12 protein-coding genes, 1 tRNA gene, 1 other RNA gene and 1 pseudogene are annotated in these 18,159 nt (G+C 72.4%); 5 read left to right on the forward strand and 10 right to left on the reverse strand.

Features of this window, described 5'->3' with window-relative positions:
• Positions 1 to 60: 60 nt before the first annotated feature.
• The 3 genes from purD to ffs form a co-directional block, all read right to left on the reverse strand.
• The gene (gene purD, locus O1Q96_RS43305) at positions 61 to 1,320 is read right to left on the reverse strand and encodes a phosphoribosylamine--glycine ligase (protein WP_269253306.1); all 1,260 of its coding nucleotides are present in this window, start codon (positions 1,318 to 1,320) and stop codon (positions 61 to 63) included.
• Positions 1,321 to 1,487: 167 nt separating this feature from the next.
• Complete coding sequence (locus O1Q96_RS43310; protein ID WP_269253307.1) at positions 1,488 to 3,923, reverse strand: DNA polymerase III subunit gamma and tau; 2,436 nt, start codon at positions 3,921 to 3,923, stop codon at positions 1,488 to 1,490.
• A gap of 110 nt (positions 3,924 to 4,033) precedes the next feature.
• Positions 4,034 to 4,128: signal recognition particle sRNA small type (gene ffs, locus O1Q96_RS43315), an RNA gene on the reverse strand.
• A 72-nt stretch (positions 4,129 to 4,200) separates the two neighbouring features.
• On the opposite strand from ffs, the gene O1Q96_RS43320 reads away from it, so the two are divergent.
• Positions 4,201 to 4,288, forward strand: a tRNA-Ser gene (locus O1Q96_RS43320).
• A gap of 217 nt (positions 4,289 to 4,505) precedes the next feature.
• On the opposite strand, the pseudogene O1Q96_RS43325 reads toward O1Q96_RS43320, so the two are convergent.
• Positions 4,506 to 4,754 (reverse strand): annotated as a pseudogene (locus O1Q96_RS43325) (DNA-binding protein); the annotation flags it as partial.
• 557 nt (positions 4,755 to 5,311) lie between these two features.
• Between O1Q96_RS43325 and O1Q96_RS43330 the strand changes: the two are divergent.
• The 3 genes from O1Q96_RS43330 (at position 5,312) to O1Q96_RS43340 (ending at position 10,327) form a co-directional block, all read left to right on the forward strand.
• Positions 5,312 to 8,185: a DEAD/DEAH box helicase gene (locus O1Q96_RS43330; protein ID WP_269253954.1), complete on the forward strand. Its 2,874-nt coding sequence runs from the start codon at positions 5,312 to 5,314 to the stop codon at positions 8,183 to 8,185.
• Positions 8,182 to 9,417: an SWIM zinc finger family protein gene (locus O1Q96_RS43335; protein WP_269253308.1), complete on the forward strand. Its 1,236-nt coding sequence runs from the start codon at positions 8,182 to 8,184 to the stop codon at positions 9,415 to 9,417. The genes O1Q96_RS43330 and O1Q96_RS43335 overlap by 4 nt, the downstream gene beginning before the upstream one ends.
• 289 nt (positions 9,418 to 9,706) lie before the next feature.
• A complete protein-coding gene (locus tag O1Q96_RS43340; protein ID WP_269253309.1) occupies positions 9,707 to 10,327 on the forward strand; it encodes a mycothiol-dependent nitroreductase Rv2466c family protein in 621 nt (206 codons plus the stop codon).
• A gap of 43 nt (positions 10,328 to 10,370) precedes the next feature.
• Here the strand turns inward: O1Q96_RS43340 and O1Q96_RS43345 are convergent, their stop codons facing one another.
• The gene (locus O1Q96_RS43345; protein WP_419587029.1) at positions 10,371 to 10,838 is read right to left on the reverse strand and encodes a PaaI family thioesterase; all 468 of its coding nucleotides are present in this window, start codon (positions 10,836 to 10,838) and stop codon (positions 10,371 to 10,373) included.
• A gap of 102 nt (positions 10,839 to 10,940) precedes the next feature.
• Here O1Q96_RS43345 and O1Q96_RS43350 point away from each other — a divergent pair, with 102 nt between their 5' ends.
• Positions 10,941 to 11,375 carry a MarR family winged helix-turn-helix transcriptional regulator gene (locus tag O1Q96_RS43350; RefSeq protein ID WP_269253310.1) on the forward strand — a complete coding sequence of 145 codons (435 nt, stop codon included), beginning with the start codon at positions 10,941 to 10,943 and terminating at the stop codon, positions 11,373 to 11,375.
• 126 nt (positions 11,376 to 11,501) lie between these two features.
• On the opposite strand, the gene O1Q96_RS43355 is transcribed toward O1Q96_RS43350, so the two are convergent.
• From O1Q96_RS43355 to O1Q96_RS43375, 5 genes are all read right to left on the reverse strand, one after another.
• The gene (locus O1Q96_RS43355) at positions 11,502 to 13,460 is read right to left on the reverse strand and encodes a copper resistance CopC/CopD family protein (protein WP_269253311.1); all 1,959 of its coding nucleotides are present in this window, start codon (positions 13,458 to 13,460) and stop codon (positions 11,502 to 11,504) included.
• Between the two features lie 238 nt (positions 13,461 to 13,698).
• Positions 13,699 to 14,574, reverse strand: a complete 876-nt coding sequence (locus O1Q96_RS43360; RefSeq protein ID WP_419587030.1) for an SDR family NAD(P)-dependent oxidoreductase — start codon at positions 14,572 to 14,574, stop codon at positions 13,699 to 13,701.
• Complete coding sequence (locus tag O1Q96_RS43365) at positions 14,571 to 15,050, reverse strand: cupin domain-containing protein (protein WP_269253956.1); 480 nt, start codon at positions 15,048 to 15,050, stop codon at positions 14,571 to 14,573. The genes O1Q96_RS43360 and O1Q96_RS43365 overlap by 4 nt, the downstream gene beginning before the upstream one ends.
• A 152-nt stretch (positions 15,051 to 15,202) precedes the next feature.
• Positions 15,203 to 15,892 carry a GNAT family N-acetyltransferase gene (locus tag O1Q96_RS43370; protein ID WP_269253313.1) on the reverse strand — a complete coding sequence of 230 codons (690 nt, stop codon included), beginning with the start codon at positions 15,890 to 15,892 and terminating at the stop codon, positions 15,203 to 15,205.
• Positions 15,804 to 18,098, reverse strand: coding sequence for a penicillin acylase family protein (locus tag O1Q96_RS43375; RefSeq protein WP_269253314.1), 2,295 nt, complete (start codon positions 18,096 to 18,098; stop codon positions 15,804 to 15,806). Before O1Q96_RS43375 ends, O1Q96_RS43370 begins: the two co-directional genes overlap by 89 nt.
• Between the last annotated feature and the right edge of the window lie 61 nt (positions 18,099 to 18,159).

Raw genomic sequence — 18,159 nt, forward strand, 5'->3', positions numbered from 1 at the left:
CCGGGGCCCGGTGTGGTCGTGCGATGGGTGACGGTGCAGGTGGCAGGCCGTAACCGAGGGTTACTCCCCGGCGGCTTCCGCCACCTTCGCCGCGATGTCCGTACGGTGCTGGGAGCCGTCGAGGCGGATTCGGTTGACCGCCGTGTACGCGCGGGTGCGGGCCTGGGTGAGATCCGTGCCGCTGGCGGTGACGGAGAGGACCCGGCCGCCCGCGCTGACGACCGCGTCACCGTCACGCTTCGTACCGGCGTGCAGGACGTACGCGTGCGGGGCGTCCTGCGCGGCCACCTCGTCGAGGCCCTCGATGGGGTCGCCGGTTCGCGGGGTGCCGGGGTAGTTGTGCGAGGCGATGACGACGGTGACGGCCGCGTCGTCGCTCCAGCGCAGCGGCGCGAGGTCGGCGAGGGTGCCCTCGGCCGACGCGAGGAGGACGCCGGAGAGCGGGGTCTTCAGGCGGGCGAGGACGACCTGGGTCTCGGGGTCGCCGAAGCGGGCGTTGAACTCGATGACCCGTACACCGCGCGAGGTGATCGCCAGACCGGCGTAGAGGAGCCCGGAGAAGGGGGTGCCGCGGCGGCGCATCTCGTCGACGGTCGGCTGCAGAACGGTCTGCATGACCTCCTCGACGAGCTTCGGGTCGGCCCACGGGAGGGGCGAGTACGCGCCCATGCCGCCGGTGTTCGGCCCTTCGTCGTCGTTCAGGGCCCGCTTGAAGTCCTGGGCCGGCTGCAAGGGGACGACCGTCTCGCCGTCGGTGATCGCGAAGAGGGAGACCTCGGGACCGTCGAGGAACTCCTCGATGACCACACGGTCGCAGGCGTTGGCGTGGGCCCTCGCCGCGTCGAGGTCATCGGTCACGACGACGCCCTTGCCGGCCGCGAGACCGTCGTCCTTCACCACGTACGGGGCGCCGAAGGCGTCGAGCGCCACGTCGACCTCGTCGGGGGTCGTGCACACGTACGAGCGGGCGGTGGGCACGGCCGCGCCCGCCATCACGTCCTTGGCGAAGGCCTTGGAGCCCTCCAGCCGGGCGGCCTCCTTCGAGGGTCCGAACGCCGGAATGCCCGCCTCACGCACGGCGTCGGCGACCCCGGCCACGAGGGGGGCCTCCGGGCCGACGACCACCAGCTCGGCGCCGAGGTCCGTGGCCAGCGCTGCCACGGCCTTGCCGTCGAGGGCGTCGACCGGGTGCAGCTCGGCCACATCGGCGATGCCCGCGTTGCCTGGAGCACAGTGCAGCGCGGTGACGTCGGGGTCGAGGGAGAGGGAGCGGCACAGGGCGTGTTCGCGGGCACCGCTGCCGATGACGAGGACCTTCACGGGGGCCAGCCTAGCTGTCGTGTGGGGAGGTGCGGACGTGGTGGGGCGTGCGCCCCGCGGCCCGCGCTCTCGGCGGGGTGCCGGGGCCGGTGGCCGGGACCGGTTCGAGGAGTCCGATCCTGCGGATCACCTGGGCCTGACTGCGACTTGGGCGAGAACGCCTCCGGCTACTCGTGGGAGAACTCCTCCAGCACCGTCGCCCCCAGCTCCCGCACGATCAGCTCATGGCCCGACAGTGCCGACTCGTCGAGGTCGGGATCGTCGTCCGCCGCGATGTCGTCCTCCAGGGAGACCGAGGGCGGCGGCTCCGGAGCGGAGGGGCGGGGCGGGTGCGGCGACGCGGACGAGGAGCCGGCGCCCCCGGACGCCGGCCGGCTCTGGGACGCCGGGGCGTCACCTCTCGGAGCCGGAGCCGTGGACTGCTGCGGGCCGGGGCCGGGCGCACTCGGGGCGGCGCCACCGGACGCGTATCCGCCGCCACCGCCGCCGGACGTGTAACCGCCGCCACCGCCGAAACCGGAGCCGGGCGCGGGCGGCGGTGCCGAGCCGCCGGAGGGATCGATGACCGCCTCGACCCTCCACTGCACGTTGAACTGCTCGGACAGGGCCTGTCGCAGGACTTCCTCGCTGCCGCTGCTCGCGAAGTTGTCCCGCGCGCCCACGTTGACGAAGCCGAGTTGGAGGGTCGTGCCGTCGAAGCCCGTCACCTGGGCGTTCTGGCTGAGCAGGATCCAGGTGAAGCGGCGGCGGTTCTTCACCGCCTCCAGGATGTTCGGCCACAGGGTGCGGGGGTCGGGCCCTCCGCCCGCGGAGGCGAAGGCCCCCGCGGGAACCCCGGCCCCCTGAGACGGGGCGGGGGCAGCGGACGCGGCAGAGCCAGGAGCTTGGGTGTGCGCGGACGCAGGAGCCCCCTGTGCACCGGCCGGCGCGGGCGCCCCGGGCGGTGCGGATGCGGGCTGGCCCCCGCCGGCGGCTGCGGCGGTCGGCCATCCGCCGGGCCGTCGACCGCTGCCCGCGGCTGTCGCGGTGGGCCAGGCGCCGGCCGCGCTGTCGGCCGCCGGAGCCTGGACGGGCGGCTGCTCCGCAACGGGAGCGGGCATGGGAGCAGGGGCGGCGGGAGCGGGAGGAGAGGTGTGCGCGGGCACAGCCGGGCCCTGGGCCGAACCGTGGCCCGCGTCGCCACCGGGACCACTGGGCCCGCCCTGACCGACGGGAGCTCCCGCCCCGCCTCCCCGTACCGCGGCGCGGGCGGCTGCGGCCCCACCCCCCGGCGGAACGGACTGCACGGCCGGACCGGCCGGACCGGACGGACCTGAGGGAACCGGCCCGCCGACGGGACCACCGCCCTGTGTGCCCGCCCCCGCCCTCGCACCCGTCCCGGCATGCGCGTCGGGCCCGGGAACGTACCCGACGGCGGGCCCGCCGGCCGCCGCCCCCGTGAAGTTCACCCCGCGCTCGATCCGGTCGAGCCGCGCCATGACGGACCGCTCGTCCCCGTACGCCGCGGGCAGCAGCACGCGCGCGCAGATCAGCTCCAGCTGGAGACGGGGCGAGGTGGCGCCCCTCATCTCCGTCAACCCTGCGTTGACCAGGTCGGCGGCGCGGCTCAGCTCGGCGGCGCCGAAGACCCCGGCCTGGGCCGTCATCCGCTCCACCACATCCACGGGAGCGTCGATGAGCCCCTTCTCGCCCGCGTCGGGCACGGCCGCCAGGATCACGAGGTCCCGCAACCTCTCCAGCAGGTCGGCGACGAACCGCCGGGGGTCGTTGCCGCCCTCGATGACCTGGTCGACGACCTCGAAGGCCGCGGCGCCGTCGCCCGCGGCGAAGGCCTCGACCACGGAGTCCAGCAGCGAACCGTCCGTGTAGCCGAGGAGCGAGGTGGCCATGGCATACGTCACACCCTCGTCGCGGGCTCCCGCGAGGAGCTGGTCCATGACGGACATGGAGTCACGCACGGACCCGGCGCCGGCCCGTACGACGAGCGGCAGCACCCCGTCCTCGATGGGCGCGCCCTCGCGGCCGCAGACCTCACCGAGGTACTCGCGCAGGGTCCCGGGAGGAACCAGCCGGAACGGGTAGTGATGCGTCCGCGACCGGATCGTCCCGATGACCTTCTCGGGCTCGGTGGTGGCGAAGATGAACTTGAGGTGCTCCGGCGGCTCCTCGACGACCTTCAGCAGGGCGTTGAAGCCCGCCGAGGTGACCATGTGGGCCTCGTCGATGATGTAGATCTTGTACCGGCTGCTCGCGGGCCCGAAGAACGCCTTCTCCCGCAGGTCACGGGCATCGTCCACACCACCGTGGGACGCGGCGTCGATCTCGATGACGTCGATGGACCCCGGCCCGTTCCTCGCCAGGTCCCGGCAGGACTGGCACTCCCCGCACGGGGTGGGCGTGGGCCCCTGCTCGCAGTTCAGACACCGGGCGAGGATGCGCGCACTGGTCGTCTTCCCGCAGCCGCGCGGCCCGCTGAACAGGTACGCGTGATTGACCCGGTTGTTCCGCAGCGCCTGCTGCAACGGGTCGGTGACATGCTCCTGCCCGATGACCTCGGCGAACGACTCCGGGCGATAACGGCGGTACAGCGCGAGAGACGACACACGTACGAGGTTATAGGCGCCCACTGACAACGGGGACCGCCCGTCGGGGCCACCCCGCTCCACCCCGCCGAAGCCCGGGCCACACCGGCGGCTCCGCCCGCCCGGCAAACGCAAACGCCCCCCACGCACCCGCCAGAGCCAACCTACCCTTGCTGCCTTCCGGCCCTGGGGGAGTTCAGTCAGATAGCGCCACGTGAGGGGCTCCGCACACAGTACCCGATCCGACCGGGGGGAACGAGTTCGCGAGCACTCCTCAACGTCTTGTATTGTTTGCCGCGGAGGATTCGCCTAGTGGCCTAGGGCGCACGCTTGGAAAGCGTGTTGGGGGCAACCCCTCACGAGTTCGAATCTCGTATCCTCCGCCAGTGCCTCACCGGGCACTAACGTTGAAGGGCCCCACCGTTCGCGGTGGGGCCCTTCGACGGTTCTCAGGCCTCGTTGTTCTGGTTTTTGTCCACAGGACGTGTGTGCGGGGGTCCCCAGATGGCATCGGCGATCTTCCGGGGCACATCCTTTCTCGGCGGATCCAAGCGGATCTGTTCATGGTCCCAGGACGAGGTCGCGGTCGCGGTCGCGGTCATAGAGCAGTTGGGCCGCCACCTTGGCCGCTGCCTCCGTGATCGGCTCCACCTTGACCCAGGAGAGCACCCATTGCAGTCGGGGCAGGTCCACCCTGGCGTGGCTCACCTCCACGATGGTGTTGGCGCTGACGACAAGGTCCGCTCTCAAGTCGTGGAAGACCTGGAACATCGCCAGGACCTTCCGGTCCTGCGCCACCCAGGCCGACAGCCCCTCGCTGTCCAGGACGACGGTCCCAATGTGCCCGCTCACGCGGCGCTCGCGCCGGCGGCCGACGTCGTACCGAAGATGCGCACTACGTGCTGTCTGTTCCCCGCGTGGGTCCGGTCAGCGGCAGTGGGGGCGAGTGCCCTCTCGAACAGGGGCTCAGCTGGGCAGTTGTACAACGCGCCAGTTCAGTGGGCCCAGTAGCGGTATGCCTCGATCCCTTGCGAGCCCTGGGGGGCGGGTTCCGGCAGCGGCAGGTCCAGGAGCCGGTGAGCTGGGCTCATCTTCGCCGTAGGCGTCGACGGTGGCCTCTTCGTTCAACGCCCCCAGTAACCCCTCCAGCGCGGCTGGTGCCCAGGTGCTCAAGGCTTCACCGCGGCGCTGCACCGTACGGTTGAGGACCGTATGTTCAGCAGCGGCGTATCCGTCGCGGCGCCGTCGCCGGCAGTCAAGCCAAGGCTCGCGGTTGCCGGCGTGTGACGTGGCCTGGTGGGGTTCGGTGGTGAGCGGCCCAGGGGAGGGTCCGGCGAACGACAGGGCGGAAAATAGTGGCACGAGTCGTCGTACGAGAGCCGAGCACGGGCGCGAGGAGCGCACCCCCGCTGGCCCGGCAGGAAACATCCGCCTTCGCGAGGGAGCTGCTCGGCGCCGGCTGGGCGGCGGTGTTCCTGCCCGGTGCGCCCGCCCGCCTTGGGCGGCTGCTGCTGTGGAAGCCGACCGGGGCAGCAGCCGGAGACAGTAGGGCGCCCACCGGCCTTGAGACCGAGGCGGTGGAGCTGGTCCTGCCGCACGGCCGCTCGGTCAGGCGGCGCAGGGTCGAGGGTTACGCGCTGCCTGTCGCGGTCGCGGTCTCCGCCCTGGCCGATGCGGAGCCGACGCATCCCTCCGGCGCCGCCTGGCAGGCCGCCACTCGCTTCGCGCTGCGGCTGCTCGCCGACGGCCGCCTCCACCCGGCCCTCACCCCCGCCGGCTACGACACCTGGCAGGTGGGTCCTTGCACCGCCGCCCAGCGCCAGACGCTGGACGCCCTGGCCGCCGCCTTCCCGCCACACGCCCACTGCCTGCCCGAGCCTGGCCCTGCTCCGATACGGATCGCCGAACCGGCTGCGCTGATACGCCAGTTCTGCGACGCGGTCGCCGATGATCTGGTCCGTACGCCGGCCGCGCCGCTCGCCATGGGAGCGCTGCCGTACGCCTGGCGCGAGGCCCGCGCTGTGCCCACCTTGCGTGAATGGGCCGAGGAAACCCAGGCGGCGCTCACCGCCGAGGTCAGTGTCTCCCTGCGCGTCGACGTACCCGAAGGACGCCGACGGCAGTTCCGGGCCGTCCTGCAACTGCACACCGCGGCGGACCCGGCGCTCGTCATCGAAGCCGCGCGACTCTGGAGCGAGCCGACCGAAGTGGAGCGGCTGCTCGGCCCACGCGCCGAGACCGAGACCCTTCTCGCTCTGCGCCGAGGCGCCCGCGCCTGGCCCCCGCTGCGGAGGCTGCTGGGCGATGCCGCTCCCGATCAGCTCCGGTTGACCGACGACGAAGCCTTCGATCTCCTTGGGGACGCCACGGACGCGCTGCGCGCGGCCGGTGTCGACGTGCACTGGCCGCGCGACCTGGTCAAGGCACTCACCGCGACCGCGGAGATCGGGCAGCGCACCGCCCCCGGTTCCACCGCGGGCGGCCTGCTGGACACTGAGGCCCTCCTCGACTTCCGCTGGCAGGTCTCCCTCGGCGGCGAGCCGCTCACCGAGGCCGAGATGGATGCTCTCGCGGAGTCACGCCGTCCCCTCGTCCGGCTTCGCGACCAGTGGGTGGTCGCCGACCCGAAACTGGTGGCCCGCGCCAAGCGCCGCCGGATGGAACCGCTCACCCCCATGGAGGCGTTGAGCGCCGCGCTGACAGGCGAGGCCGAGCGAAGCGAGATGGGGGTCCCCCCGGCCGGAGGCTGGGGGAGGGACGGTGACCGGGTCCCCTGTGCCGCGGTCGGTGCGCTCGGCGACCTGGTCGCTCGTATCCGCGACCCCGAGTCCCGCACCCCCGTGCCCCAGCCCGCCGCTCTCAAGGCCACCTTGCGCGAGTACCAGAAGCGGGGCCTGGCCTGGCTGGCCGAGATGTGCGCACTCGGCCTCGGCGGCTGTCTCGCCGACGACATGGGCCTGGGCAAGACCATCACCTTGCTCGCTCTGCACCTGCACCGCCAGAGCGACCCCACCACCGCGGGCCCCACCCTCGTCGTCTGCCCGGCCTCCCTGCTCGGCAACTGGCAGCGCGAGGCCGCCAGATTCGCACCGCTCACCCCCGTACGCCGCTACCACGGCGGCGACCGCCACCTCAAGGACCTGGCCGGCGACGAGATCGTCCTGGTCACCTACGGGGTGCTGCGCCGCGACCGCGAAGTGCTTGCCGAGACACCCTGGTCGCTGGTGGCCGCCGACGAGGCCCAGCACGTCAAGAACCCCTACGCCGTCACCGCCCGCGAACTGCGTGCCCTGCCCGCCCGCGCCCGCGTCGCTCTCACCGGCACCCCCGTGGAGAACAACCTCTCCGAGCTGTGGGCACTGCTCGACTGGACCACCCCCGGGCTTCTCGGCTCACTCTCCGGCTTCCGTGACCGGCATGCCCGCGTCATCGAGGCGGGCGAGGATCCCGAGGCAGCCGAGCGCCTGTCCCGTCTCGTACGTCCCTTCCTGTTGCGCCGCAAGAAGTCCGACCCCGGCATCGCGCCCGAACTGCCGCCCAAGACCGAGACCGACCACGTCGTCCCGCTGACGGCCGAGCAGACCGGCCTGTACGAGGCACAGGTCCGCGAGACCATGGCGAAGATCGCGGAGTCGGAGGGCATCGCCCGACGCGGTCTGGTACTCAAGCTGCTCACCGCGCTGAAGCAGATCTGCAACCACCCCGCCCAGTACTTGAAAGAGCACAGCCTGCACCAGTCCCCTCCCCTGCGGGGCCGCTCCGGCAAGCTCGACCTGCTCGACGAACTTCTCGACACCATCACCGCCGAAGGCGAATCCGTGCTGGTCTTCACGCAGTACAAACAGATGGCGGCTCTGCTGGAGAAGCATCTCGCCGAGCGCGGCACCCCCACCCTCTTCCTGCACGGCGGCACTCCCGTCGCGCGGCGCGAGGAGATGGTGGACCGCTTCCAACGCGGTGAAGTGCCGGTGTTCCTGCTGTCGTTGAAGGCGGCGGGCACCGGACTCAACCTCACCCGCGCCAGCCACGTCGTGCACTACGACCGCTGGTGGAACCCGGCCGTCGAGGACCAGGCCACCGACCGCGCCTACCGCATCGGCCAGGACAAACCCGTCCAGGTACACAAGCTCCTCGCGGAGGGAACCGTGGAGGACAAGGTGGCGAAGCTGCTCGAAGCCAAGCGTGCCCTCGCCGACGCCGTCATCGGCTCCGGCGAGGCAGCCCTGACCGAACTGTCCGACGCCGACCTCGCCGAACTCGTCGCCCTGGGAAGGCAGTCATGAGCCCCGCTGTCCCCGGCCCGCGCCGTGCTCCCGCCCGCGGCAAGCGAGCCTTCGCCGCGACCTGGTGGGGCCAGGCATGGGTGGCCGCCCTGGAGGACTCCACCCTGGACGCCGGACGGCTCTCGCGCGGACGCACCTACGCCCGCAAAGGCATGGTCGGCCCGGTCACCGTCGCTCCGGGCAAGGTCAACGCCGCTGTCCAGGGCAGCCGCCCGCGCCCGTACCGCTCCTCGGTCCACCTGCCCGTCCTCACCGACCCTCAGTGGGACACCCTGCTCGACACCATCGCGGCCCGCGCCGGACATCTTGCGGCACTTCTCGACGACGAGATGCCCGCCGAACTCGTGGACGACGCCCGGCACGCAGGCGTCCCACTGCTCCCACTGCCCACCGAGCTCGATCCGGAGTGCTCCTGCCCCGACTGGGGATACCCCTGCAAGCACGCCGCCGCGCTCTGCTACGCCATCGCAGCCACCATCGACACCGACCCATTCGTGCTCTTCGCGCTGCGCGGCCGCGGTCGCGAGGAGGTCTTCGCCCAGCTGCGCGCACTCCGTACGGCAGCACAGGAGACGGCCGCCCCACCAGCACCGGCCGGCATCCCGGCCGCCGCCGCGTACGCCCGCTGGGCCGAGGAGCCCCCCGAACTGCCCGAACTCCCGGAACCGGCCGCCCACACCACAGCGCTGCCCGTCGCCCCGCCACCCGGCACCGGCCTGGCCGCCGCGGACCTGGAACTCCTCATGGCCCACGCCACCGCGCGCGCCGCCCGGCTCCTCGCGGGCGACACCGCCGACCTGCACCTGACCGAGCACCAGGACGCCGTCCGCATCGCCGCAAGCAACCCCGGACCCGAGTGGTTCCACCACCTGGTCCAGAGCACCGGCACCAAACCCACTGCCTTCGCACGCCTCACCCGCGCCTGGCGACACGGCGGCCCCACGGGCATCACCGTCGCCGAACAGCCCTACGCCCCCGACCCGACAGTGATGAAGGCCACCCGCACCGCCCTGGAAGCGGCCCTCACCGAGATGACCGACTCCCCCACACACCTCAGAACCTGGCGCAACCGCCTCACCCTCACCCACCACGGCATCCAGCTGCGTCTGGGCCCCGACGCCCGCTGGTACCCCTACTGCCAGGATGACGACGGCGAATGGTGGCCCGCGGCACCAGCCGACAGCGACCCGGTCACCGCGCTCACCGCGGCCTGGTCGCAGAACAGGGAGTAAGGAGGCGGTTCCCCGCTGACCAGGAACCACCGCGAAGCTCCGGCTGGGCGGCGACGGGAAAACCGTCCTCGAACGCACCGTCTTCACGTGGGACGGCAACACGCTCTGCGACCGCGAGAAGATCGAACTCCGGGTCGGGCAGCCCGACCTGGTGGTCACGACGGGGGACGGTTTCGTCGCGGCCGCGCTCAACCCCGACGAATGGCATTGAGTCTTCCCTACGGCGTTCCCCCGACAGTTCCTGATCGTCACACCGCCCGCCTCGAACGACCTGCGAGGAGCCGACCGGATGACCGAACAGCGGACCGTGGACTTCTGGTTCGACCCCGTGTGTCCGTACACCTGGATCACCTCGCGGTGGATGGTGGAGGTCACCAAGGTGCGGCCGGTGACCGTCCGCTGGCGGGTGATGAGTCTGTCGGTGCTCAACGAACACCGGGACGACAACCCCGAGGGCGAGTGGGGGGACTACATGTGGGCGCCGGTGCGGGTGTGCGCCGCGGTGGAGGAGCGGTTCGGCCCGCGGGCGCTCGGTGACCTCTTCACCGCGATGGGCACCCGCTTCCACCTCCAGGGCGACTGGGGGAACCTCGCGGGGGCCCTGGCCGATGCCGGACTGCCCGAGGAGATGGCGAACGCCGCCGGGTCCACCGCGTACGACGAGGCGATCCGGTCCTCGCACGCGCAGGCCCTCGCCCTGGCCGGCGACGACATCGGCACCCCGGTGGTGTCGGTCACCGGGCCCGGTGGGGAGCGGGTCGGCTTCTTCGGTCCGGTCGTCTCCCCCGCCCCTGCCGGGGAGAAGGCCGGGCAGCTGTGGGACGGCCTTCTGCTGGTGGCCGCCGTCCCCGGCTTCTACGAGATCAAGCGCACCCGCGTCGAAGAGCCGCGGTTCGACCTGGCCGACTGACACGGCAGGGCCGGGCCGGGGACGGGACGGGCCGTCCAGGGCTCTATCGCGGTGCGGCTACCGCGATGGTGCCCTGGGCCACCGCGCACAGGGTCCGCGCTCCCTCGGCGTCCGTGGTGGACAGGTCGCAGCGGCACACGACTCGGGTGCGGCCGGCCCGGACCACGCGGGCATGGGCCCGCAGCAGCGTGCCGTCGGCTGGACGCAGATAGTCGATGGTGAACCCCGAGGTCAGCAGCCGAGGGCCGGCGACGGTGCCCGCGGCGAAGGTCAGCGCGTTGTCGGCCGCGTAACCGAGGACGCCGCCGTGGACGAACCCGTTCTGCTGGCGCAGGTCGTCGCGGATGTCCAGTTCCAGCACCGCCTCGCCCTCGCCGAACGCCACCAGCCGGGCGCCGAGCAGGCTGCTGAAGGGCTGGGCCGCCAGCGCCTCCCGGGCGGCGGCCAGACCCGGGGAGCCCTTCGCCTCGAGGTCCTTCGGACCGGCGTCCTTCACGTCAGGGTTTCTCACGTCGGAGTCCTTCACATCGCACCTCGACTTCGGCCGTACGCCTTTCACTTCACTAGTGAAGTGACCGTCCCGTACGTCCGTCGGGTCTGTCAAGATCGGTCCATGTCCGAGGCAGAGCCCGACCAGCGTCTCTTCTTCCTGCTGCAACGGGCCGCGCATCGCCTGCGTACGGCCGCCGACCGTCGCTGTGCGGTCGCCGCCGGTGTCACCACGGCTCAGCTCGGCGCGCTGTTCGCCGTACGGGACCGGCCGGGCGTCACTCAGCGGGAGCTCGCGCGCACCCTGGGGCTGCGCGAGTCCGCCGTCACCGCACTCGTCACCCGGCTCATCACGGCGGGCCTCGTCGTCAAGCGGGCGCATCCCCGCGAGCACCGGGCCGTGACGCTGAGCCTCACCGACGCGGGCGCCGACGCCCTTCGCGCCGCTCAGCCGGAAATCGACCGCTTCAACGGCGAGTTGCGCACCCTGCTCGGCGATGAGGGATTCGCGCGCACCGCAGCCGCCCTGTACGAGCTCGCCCGCTGGGACCCGTCGTGAGCCCGTCCGGCTCTCCGCCGGCCCGATGAGCCCTGCTCACGACTCAGGACTCGCGACTCACGGCACGCACCTCACCGCACGCACCTCACGGCTCACGCCCTCCCGGGCCGTGCCGTCACCGCCGGATCAGCGGGCGATCTTCACCCGACGCGTCTCCGACACCTGGTCGATGTCCGTCGTGCGGACCGTCACCTTCATCGTCCAGGTGCCGGCGAGGGGCAGGTTGAGGGACTCGGTCCCCCAGTAGCCGCCCTTGTTGGTGAGGCCGGCGTCGATGGGCCCGATCTTCTGGGAGTCGAGCGTGAACGAGAGACGGATCTCGGGGACGGTGGCGACGCCTCCGTCGGGGCCGATGATGACCGCCTCGACCGTGTTCTCGCCGACGCGGCCCGGTTCGAGGACGATCTGTACCTTGCCGTGGCCGCCGGGGGTGCCGACGTCGAAGGGGATCAGGGTCGTGGACGCGGTGGGGCCGTCGGCCGCGGCCGCGGTGGACTCGGCCGCCGCCGTCTCCAGCTCGGCGCGGCCCGGCTGGGTGCCGGTCAGTACCGTCGTGATCACCAGCACCGCGACGCCCACGACGACTTCGGCGAGAACCGAGCGGCGCAGGGACCGGTGCCGGACACCGGCCTCCTCGGGACCCGATGCCGAGGACGACGCCGAAGCCGAGGCCGATTCCGAGGCCGATTCCGAAGGCGAGACTGCAGGCTCGGACGGAGTCGAAGGGGATCCCGCGGTCGTCCCCGCGGCCGTCTCCGCGGTCGTCCCCGCCGCCGAAGCGGACACGGAAGCGGGCCCGCGCTCAGCAGCGGCCGGAACCGTGTTCCCGGCGGCCGCGCCCCCGCCCGCTCCGACCTTCTCCAGCTCCGGTGCGGGCTCCGGTACGGGCTTCTGTGACGGCTGTTCCACGTCGTCCGACAGGCGGGCCGTCCAGCGGCGGGAGAAGGCCGCCGCGGCCAGCAGCCCCACCACCGCGCACACCTTCACGACCAGGATCCGGCCGTACGAGGTGCCGGACACCGCGTCCCACGAGCCGAGTCCCCGCCAGGACTGGTAGACCCCGGTCAGCACCAGGACCGTGACCGAGGTGAACGCGATCCGTGAGAAACGGGTCACCGACGTGGCCGCGAGCGGGGTGCGCGACCGGTGGAGCACGGTGAGCAGGGCTCCGAGCCCGCCCAGCCAGACCGCCATCGCCAGCAGGTGCAGTACGGAGGAGGTCATCGCCGCGGGAACCTGGATGCCCGCTGACGCGTGCTCGGCGACGGCCCAGGTGACCGCCAGGGCGACGGCCAGGAAACCCCCGGCCGCGAGCACGGCCGGCTTCGGTTCCGCGGACCGCCGCAGTGCCGCCTCCGTCCGTACGAGGAAGACGGCCGCCGCCGCCAGCAGCGCCAGCCGGGCGAGCAGCGCCCAGCCCGGCCTGCTCGTCAGCGTGTTCTCGATGAGGGCCGGGTCGAAGACGGTCGACGGTCCGGTACCGCGTTCGTACGGGCCGCGCAGGAAGACGAGGGCGACCGTGGTGGCGAGGAGGGTCCACCAGCCGGCGCGTACGAGCCCGCGCAACGGCTCCGCGCTGGACGGACTGCAGGCGAGGACGAAGACGGCGACACCCAGGAGGAGGGAGACGGCGGCGTACGCGGCGTAGCGGGCGATGTCGTAGAGGGCGCCCGAGGCGGGGTTCACGGCCGGCTCGACCGCGACGGGGACCGTCGTCTCGGAGGGCTTGCCGATGGAGAAGGTGAAGGCACCGGAGATGGGATGGCTGTCCGCCGAGACCACACGCCAGGCGACCGTGAACGTACCGTCGGGCAGACCGTCGTTCAGGCGTACGCGGACGGTGTCGGAGCGGCCGGGAACGTGCTGGGTGTCGCCCGCGTTCACCCGGCGGTTCTCGGGGCTGAGGACGCGCAGCGAGTCGTCCGTGATGCCGACCGACTCGGTGAAGGTCATGGTGACCTCGCGGGGCGCCGACTTGAGGACGGACCCCTCACGGGGATCGGTGTCCCGGACCGCCGAGTGGGCGGACACGGTCGCCGCCCCGCCCAGCAGGAACAACGTGCCCAGCAGGGTGACGAGGGCCACAGCCCGGCGTGGTGCCGACACCCGCAGCACTCGTAGGACCCGGTGTGTGCGGCGCACTCGGCCCACGTCGCCTCTCCCTGCTTCTCGTACTCGTCGTGCCCGGCACTCGTCGTGCCCGCCCTGCCCGTCGTGCTTTGGGTGCTCGTCGTGCGTGTACGTCTGCGGCCTCGGTGAGGGTACGGATGTACGCGGCATGTTGTTCAACAGGCCCGCGCCCACCCGTCTCGGCCGCCCCCGTTCACCACGTCGGCCGTGCGGAGATCCCGCCGTCCACGACCAGGTCGTGACCGGTGATCCAGGAGGCCATCGGTGAGGCGAGGAACACGCAGGCGTCACCCACGTCCTCCGGGCGCCCCAGCCTCCCCGTGGGAACCGCCTGTCGCCAGCGCCGTACGCCCTCCGGCCACGCCTGCGCGAGGCCTTCGCGGTCGATCAGTCCCGGGGAGACGGTGTTCACGCGGATGCCGTAGGGACCGTACTCCAGGGCCGCCGAGCGCGCGTGCATGACGACCGCCGCCTTCGAGGCGGAGTAGTGCGCGTGGTGCGGGGCGGGGTGCGTGGCCTCGATGGACGCGATGTGGGTGATGCTGCGCACACGTCCGCCGGGCTCGTCCCTCCCCTCCCTCCCCTCCCTCCCTTCACTGCTCTCGCTCCCGTTCCGCATCAGTTCGGCGGCGGCCTGTGTACACGCGAACACGCTCGACACGTTGGCGTCGACCACCGCCCGCCAGTCCCCCACCGTCATGCCCGGCAGCTCCTGGACCGGTTGTACGCCCGCGTTGTTGACCAGTGCGGTCAGCAGGCCGCCTCCCCAGTCCGCGGCCTCGCGCACCAGCCGGTGGCACTCGGACTCCACGGTCAGGTCGGCCCGCAGGGCCACCGCGCGGCCGCCCGAGTCCGTGATGTGGGCGACGACGTCACGGGCCGCCTCCGCGTCGGTGCGGAAGTGGACGGCCACGGCCGCGCCCGCCGCCGCGAACCGCAGCGCGATGCCGCGCCCGATGCCGCCCCCGGCCCCGGTGACGAGTGCCACCTGCCCGTCGAGCAGCCCTCCGAGCGCACCAGAAGCACCAGAAGCAGCGGAAGCAGCAGTCCTACCGGACACGGCGGTCATGGCCGGCTCAGCGCGGCGATCCGCTCGGCCTCCGCCAGGTAGCGGGCGGTGAGCGCGGCCGCGTCGCCGTGCTCGTACCCCTCGTACGTGAAGCCGGGCGCCATCGTGCACCCGAAGAACGACCAGGCTCCGTCCGGGACGACCCGCGCGCCCATCCAGGTGCGCGCGGGCACCGTGAACTGGAGGTGCTGGCCGCCCAGGACGTCCGGGCCGAGCAGGACCGTGCGGGACGTGCCGTCGGGGGAGAGGAGCAGCAGCTCCAGCGGATCTCCCAGGTAGAAGTGCCAGGTCTCGTCGGCGGGGAGGCGGTGCAGCGCGGAGAAGTCGCCGGGCCGCGAGGTCAGGAGGACCACTATCGCGGACCCCTCGGGCCGGCCGTCCGGCCGTTCGGGGCCCGCCCAGGTGCGGCGGAAGAGACCGCCCTCCTTGGGGATGGGTTCGAGTCGGTAGTGAGCTACCAGGGCTTCTGGAGTGATGTCATGGACCACCTACCGACCATGCCCCACCAGGAGTTGCCGATGCGTCGCCCGCCGCACCCGAAGCTCGCGCCGGGGGTCGGGCGCCCTCCGCCGCGAGCATCCGGGCAGGCACCGCCGGTCTCCTTGCCGAGCGGCTCCTTGCGGACGGCCTACGGGACAACGGTCTCCGGGAGGACCGTCTCCCGCCTGAGGAAAGCCAGTTGGGCCTTCTTCTGCGGCAGGTACACCTCCGGGAGGTCGATCTCCGGAAGCACGATCGGCGGGCCGAGCACGAAGCCCTGCCGGAGCAGGCGGGCGATGGCCTTCTCGTTGCGGGTGTCGGGCTCGACCACCACCCGCCGCCGGTCGAGGACGTGCAGGACGTACGTGGTGAACGCGGTCAGCAGAGCGGTGCTGTAGCCCGCCCGGGCGGCGCCTTCGCCTGCCGGTCCGATCAGCAGGTGGACGCCGATGTCGCCGGGTTCCACCTCGTAGCACTCGCTGACCCGGTCGGCCTCCGGTTCGTACGTCTGGAAGAGCGCGGCCGGTTCGCCGTCCAGGACGGCGAGGTACGCGTGGTGCGTGTCGAGCGAGCCGAGATACCGGTACGTCTCCAGCACCTGCTCCCTGGTGAAGCCGCCCATGCCCCAGAACCGGGCCCGCTCGGCCGTCACCCAGTGGTGGAGCACGTCCAGGTCGGCCTCGGGGTCCACGGGCACGATGCGGACCGTGCCGAGGCCGTCGACGGTCTCCTGGTGGACCGCCGCGCGGTCACGGCCGACCGTGTACGACGTCGTCGCTGCCCCCGTCGCCGGTTTCGTCGGTGCCGTCGCGCTTGTCGCTGCTTCCGTTGCGCTCATCGTCGGTTCCGTTGTTCTCGTCACGGTCTTCGTCGTCCTCGTCACTGACGTCGTTGTCCTCGTCGTTCCTGGTGAGCCGGTTCCAGTCGGTGACCACGGGGGCCAGCTCTCCCCCGAGCCACAAAGGCAGTTGGTCGCGGTGGTGCGGTGAGCCCGGTACGCCCGAGGCACCGAACGGCACCACCCAGCCGCTGTCCTCACGCCGCGCCACGTCCCACACGTAGCGGGCGGCGGGGCCCCGCGCGGCCCGGTCGGTGAGGCCAGGCACTGCCGAGGTGCACAGCACACAGTCGTGATCGCCGGAGAGCCCCGGCTCCCTGTCGTCGGACGCGGGGTCCGGCACCGCCCGCCAGGGGGCGAGACGGTGGGTGTCGCCCCAGGTGCCCTTCGGCGGGTCCCCGGCCACCTCCTCCACGGCCGCCCTGACGGCTTCGGCGCGGTCGATCCCGTACAGGTCCTCCGCTTTGAGGAGGCCTTCGAGGGCGAAGGCAACGCGGGGGACGAGCGCGAGCCACGGCCGGAGCACCTCGGGGCAGGACGGGGGTCCGGTCAGCGGGGCCAGGGCGGGGTGGGCCGCGATACGGCGTACGACCGCGCTGCGGATCGCCGCGTAGACAGCCGCCTCCCGGCTGTCGGCGTCCATGTGGCGGTCCCAGACCAGGAGCCGCTCGCGCAGGACGACGGCTTCGGGGGTGAGGCCGTCGAGGGCGGCGAGGTGGTCCAGCAGCGGGCCCGCGGAGGCGAGATGGGTGTCCATGTGGAGGGCGGCCATGTCGGCGGCCGACCAGCCGGTCCTCGCGTCGAGGAGCGTGCGCAGGCGGTCGGCCCGGTGCGGCGGAGCGAACTCGACGCCGAGGGGGGTGGCGGGTCCGCGCTGGTTGGCCATGACCGCGATGCCGTCGTCGACCGTGCCGCGCGGCATGGGCCCGTACCAGCCGCGCCACTCGTGGCCGGGCTCCCAGGCCGCGACGATCCGTACGCCGTTCTCCGGGTCCCGCAGCGGCACGCGGCCCGCGACGCGGTGCAGCAGGCCGCCCTCGGTGTCGGCCGCCTGGACGACGTTGACGGGCTCGGCCCAGACGTCGAAGGCGCGGTCCACGTCGGCGACCCGGCGGGCGCGGAGGAGGGGGAGGAGCGAGCCGAAACCCAGGTCCTCGGAGACCCGGGGCGGATAGCGGAGGCTGATGGGCCCGGCCGAGCCCTCGGTGCCGGGGTCGCTGCCTGCGCAGCCGTCCCTACTGTCGACGTCACCGTTGATGACGCCGGCGTTGACGACGTCACCGCTGATCACGACCGGGCCGCGGTCGGTCTCGATGACCTCGACCTCGACGGGGTCGCCGTCGGCCACCTCGACCGTCTCGACATGGCGGGAGGCGGCGTGCCATCTCCCGTCCGGGCCCAGGGCCTCGACCTGCTGCCCCTCCCCTTCGCCGGAGCGCCGGAGCCGTTCCCGGTACAGGTCCTGGTAGTCGGCCATCGCGTTGGTGATCGCCCAGGCCACCGTGCCCGTGTGGCCGAAGTGGGCGATCCCCGGGACGCCCGGCACGGCCAGCCCCACGACGTCGAACTCCGGGCAGGAGAGCCGGATTTGCTGGTACACACCCGGCGCCTCGATGAAGCGGTGGGGGTCGCCCGCGATGACCGGCAGGCCGGTGGCGGTGCGCTCGCCCGAGACGAGCCAGCCGTTGCTGCCGGAGGTGGCGGGCCCGTCGGTGGCGAACAGGCCGACGGCGTCCGGACCGAGGTGGCGTACGACCTCCTCGCGCCAGAGCTTGGCCGGGAACCCGGCGAAGAGGATGTGCGTGGCGAGCCAGACACCCAGCGGCGTCCACGGCTTCCAGCGGCCCGGCGCGAGACCGACGGTCGCGAACTCCGGTGCGCGGCGGGCCCCTTCGGGCAGGCCCTTGTTGACCCCGTCGACGTACGCCCGGACCCAGGCGGCGGTCTCGGGGTCCCGTCTCTCCAGGGCCGTGAAACAACGTCTCGCGGTGTCGTCGAGCAGGGCCTGTCTCGCGAACCGGTCCCAGCTGAGCGCGTCGGCACCGAGGAACGCGGCCGACGTGCCGCGCGCCCGGTGCCGTTCGACCTCGATCTGCCAGGCGCGGTCGTGTGCCGTGACGAAGCCCTGGGCGCGCGCCAGTTCGAACGCGTCGCCCGCACGCAGGTGCGGTACGCCCCAGGCGTCACGGTAGATCTCGACAGTCACCCTGCATCTCCCATCCTGTTTAGGTTAGGCTCACCTAAGTAAGGTGTGTCGGAATCGTACG

The organism is Streptomyces aurantiacus (assembly GCF_027107535.1).
Lineage (GTDB): Bacteria > Actinomycetota > Actinomycetes > Streptomycetales > Streptomycetaceae > Streptomyces.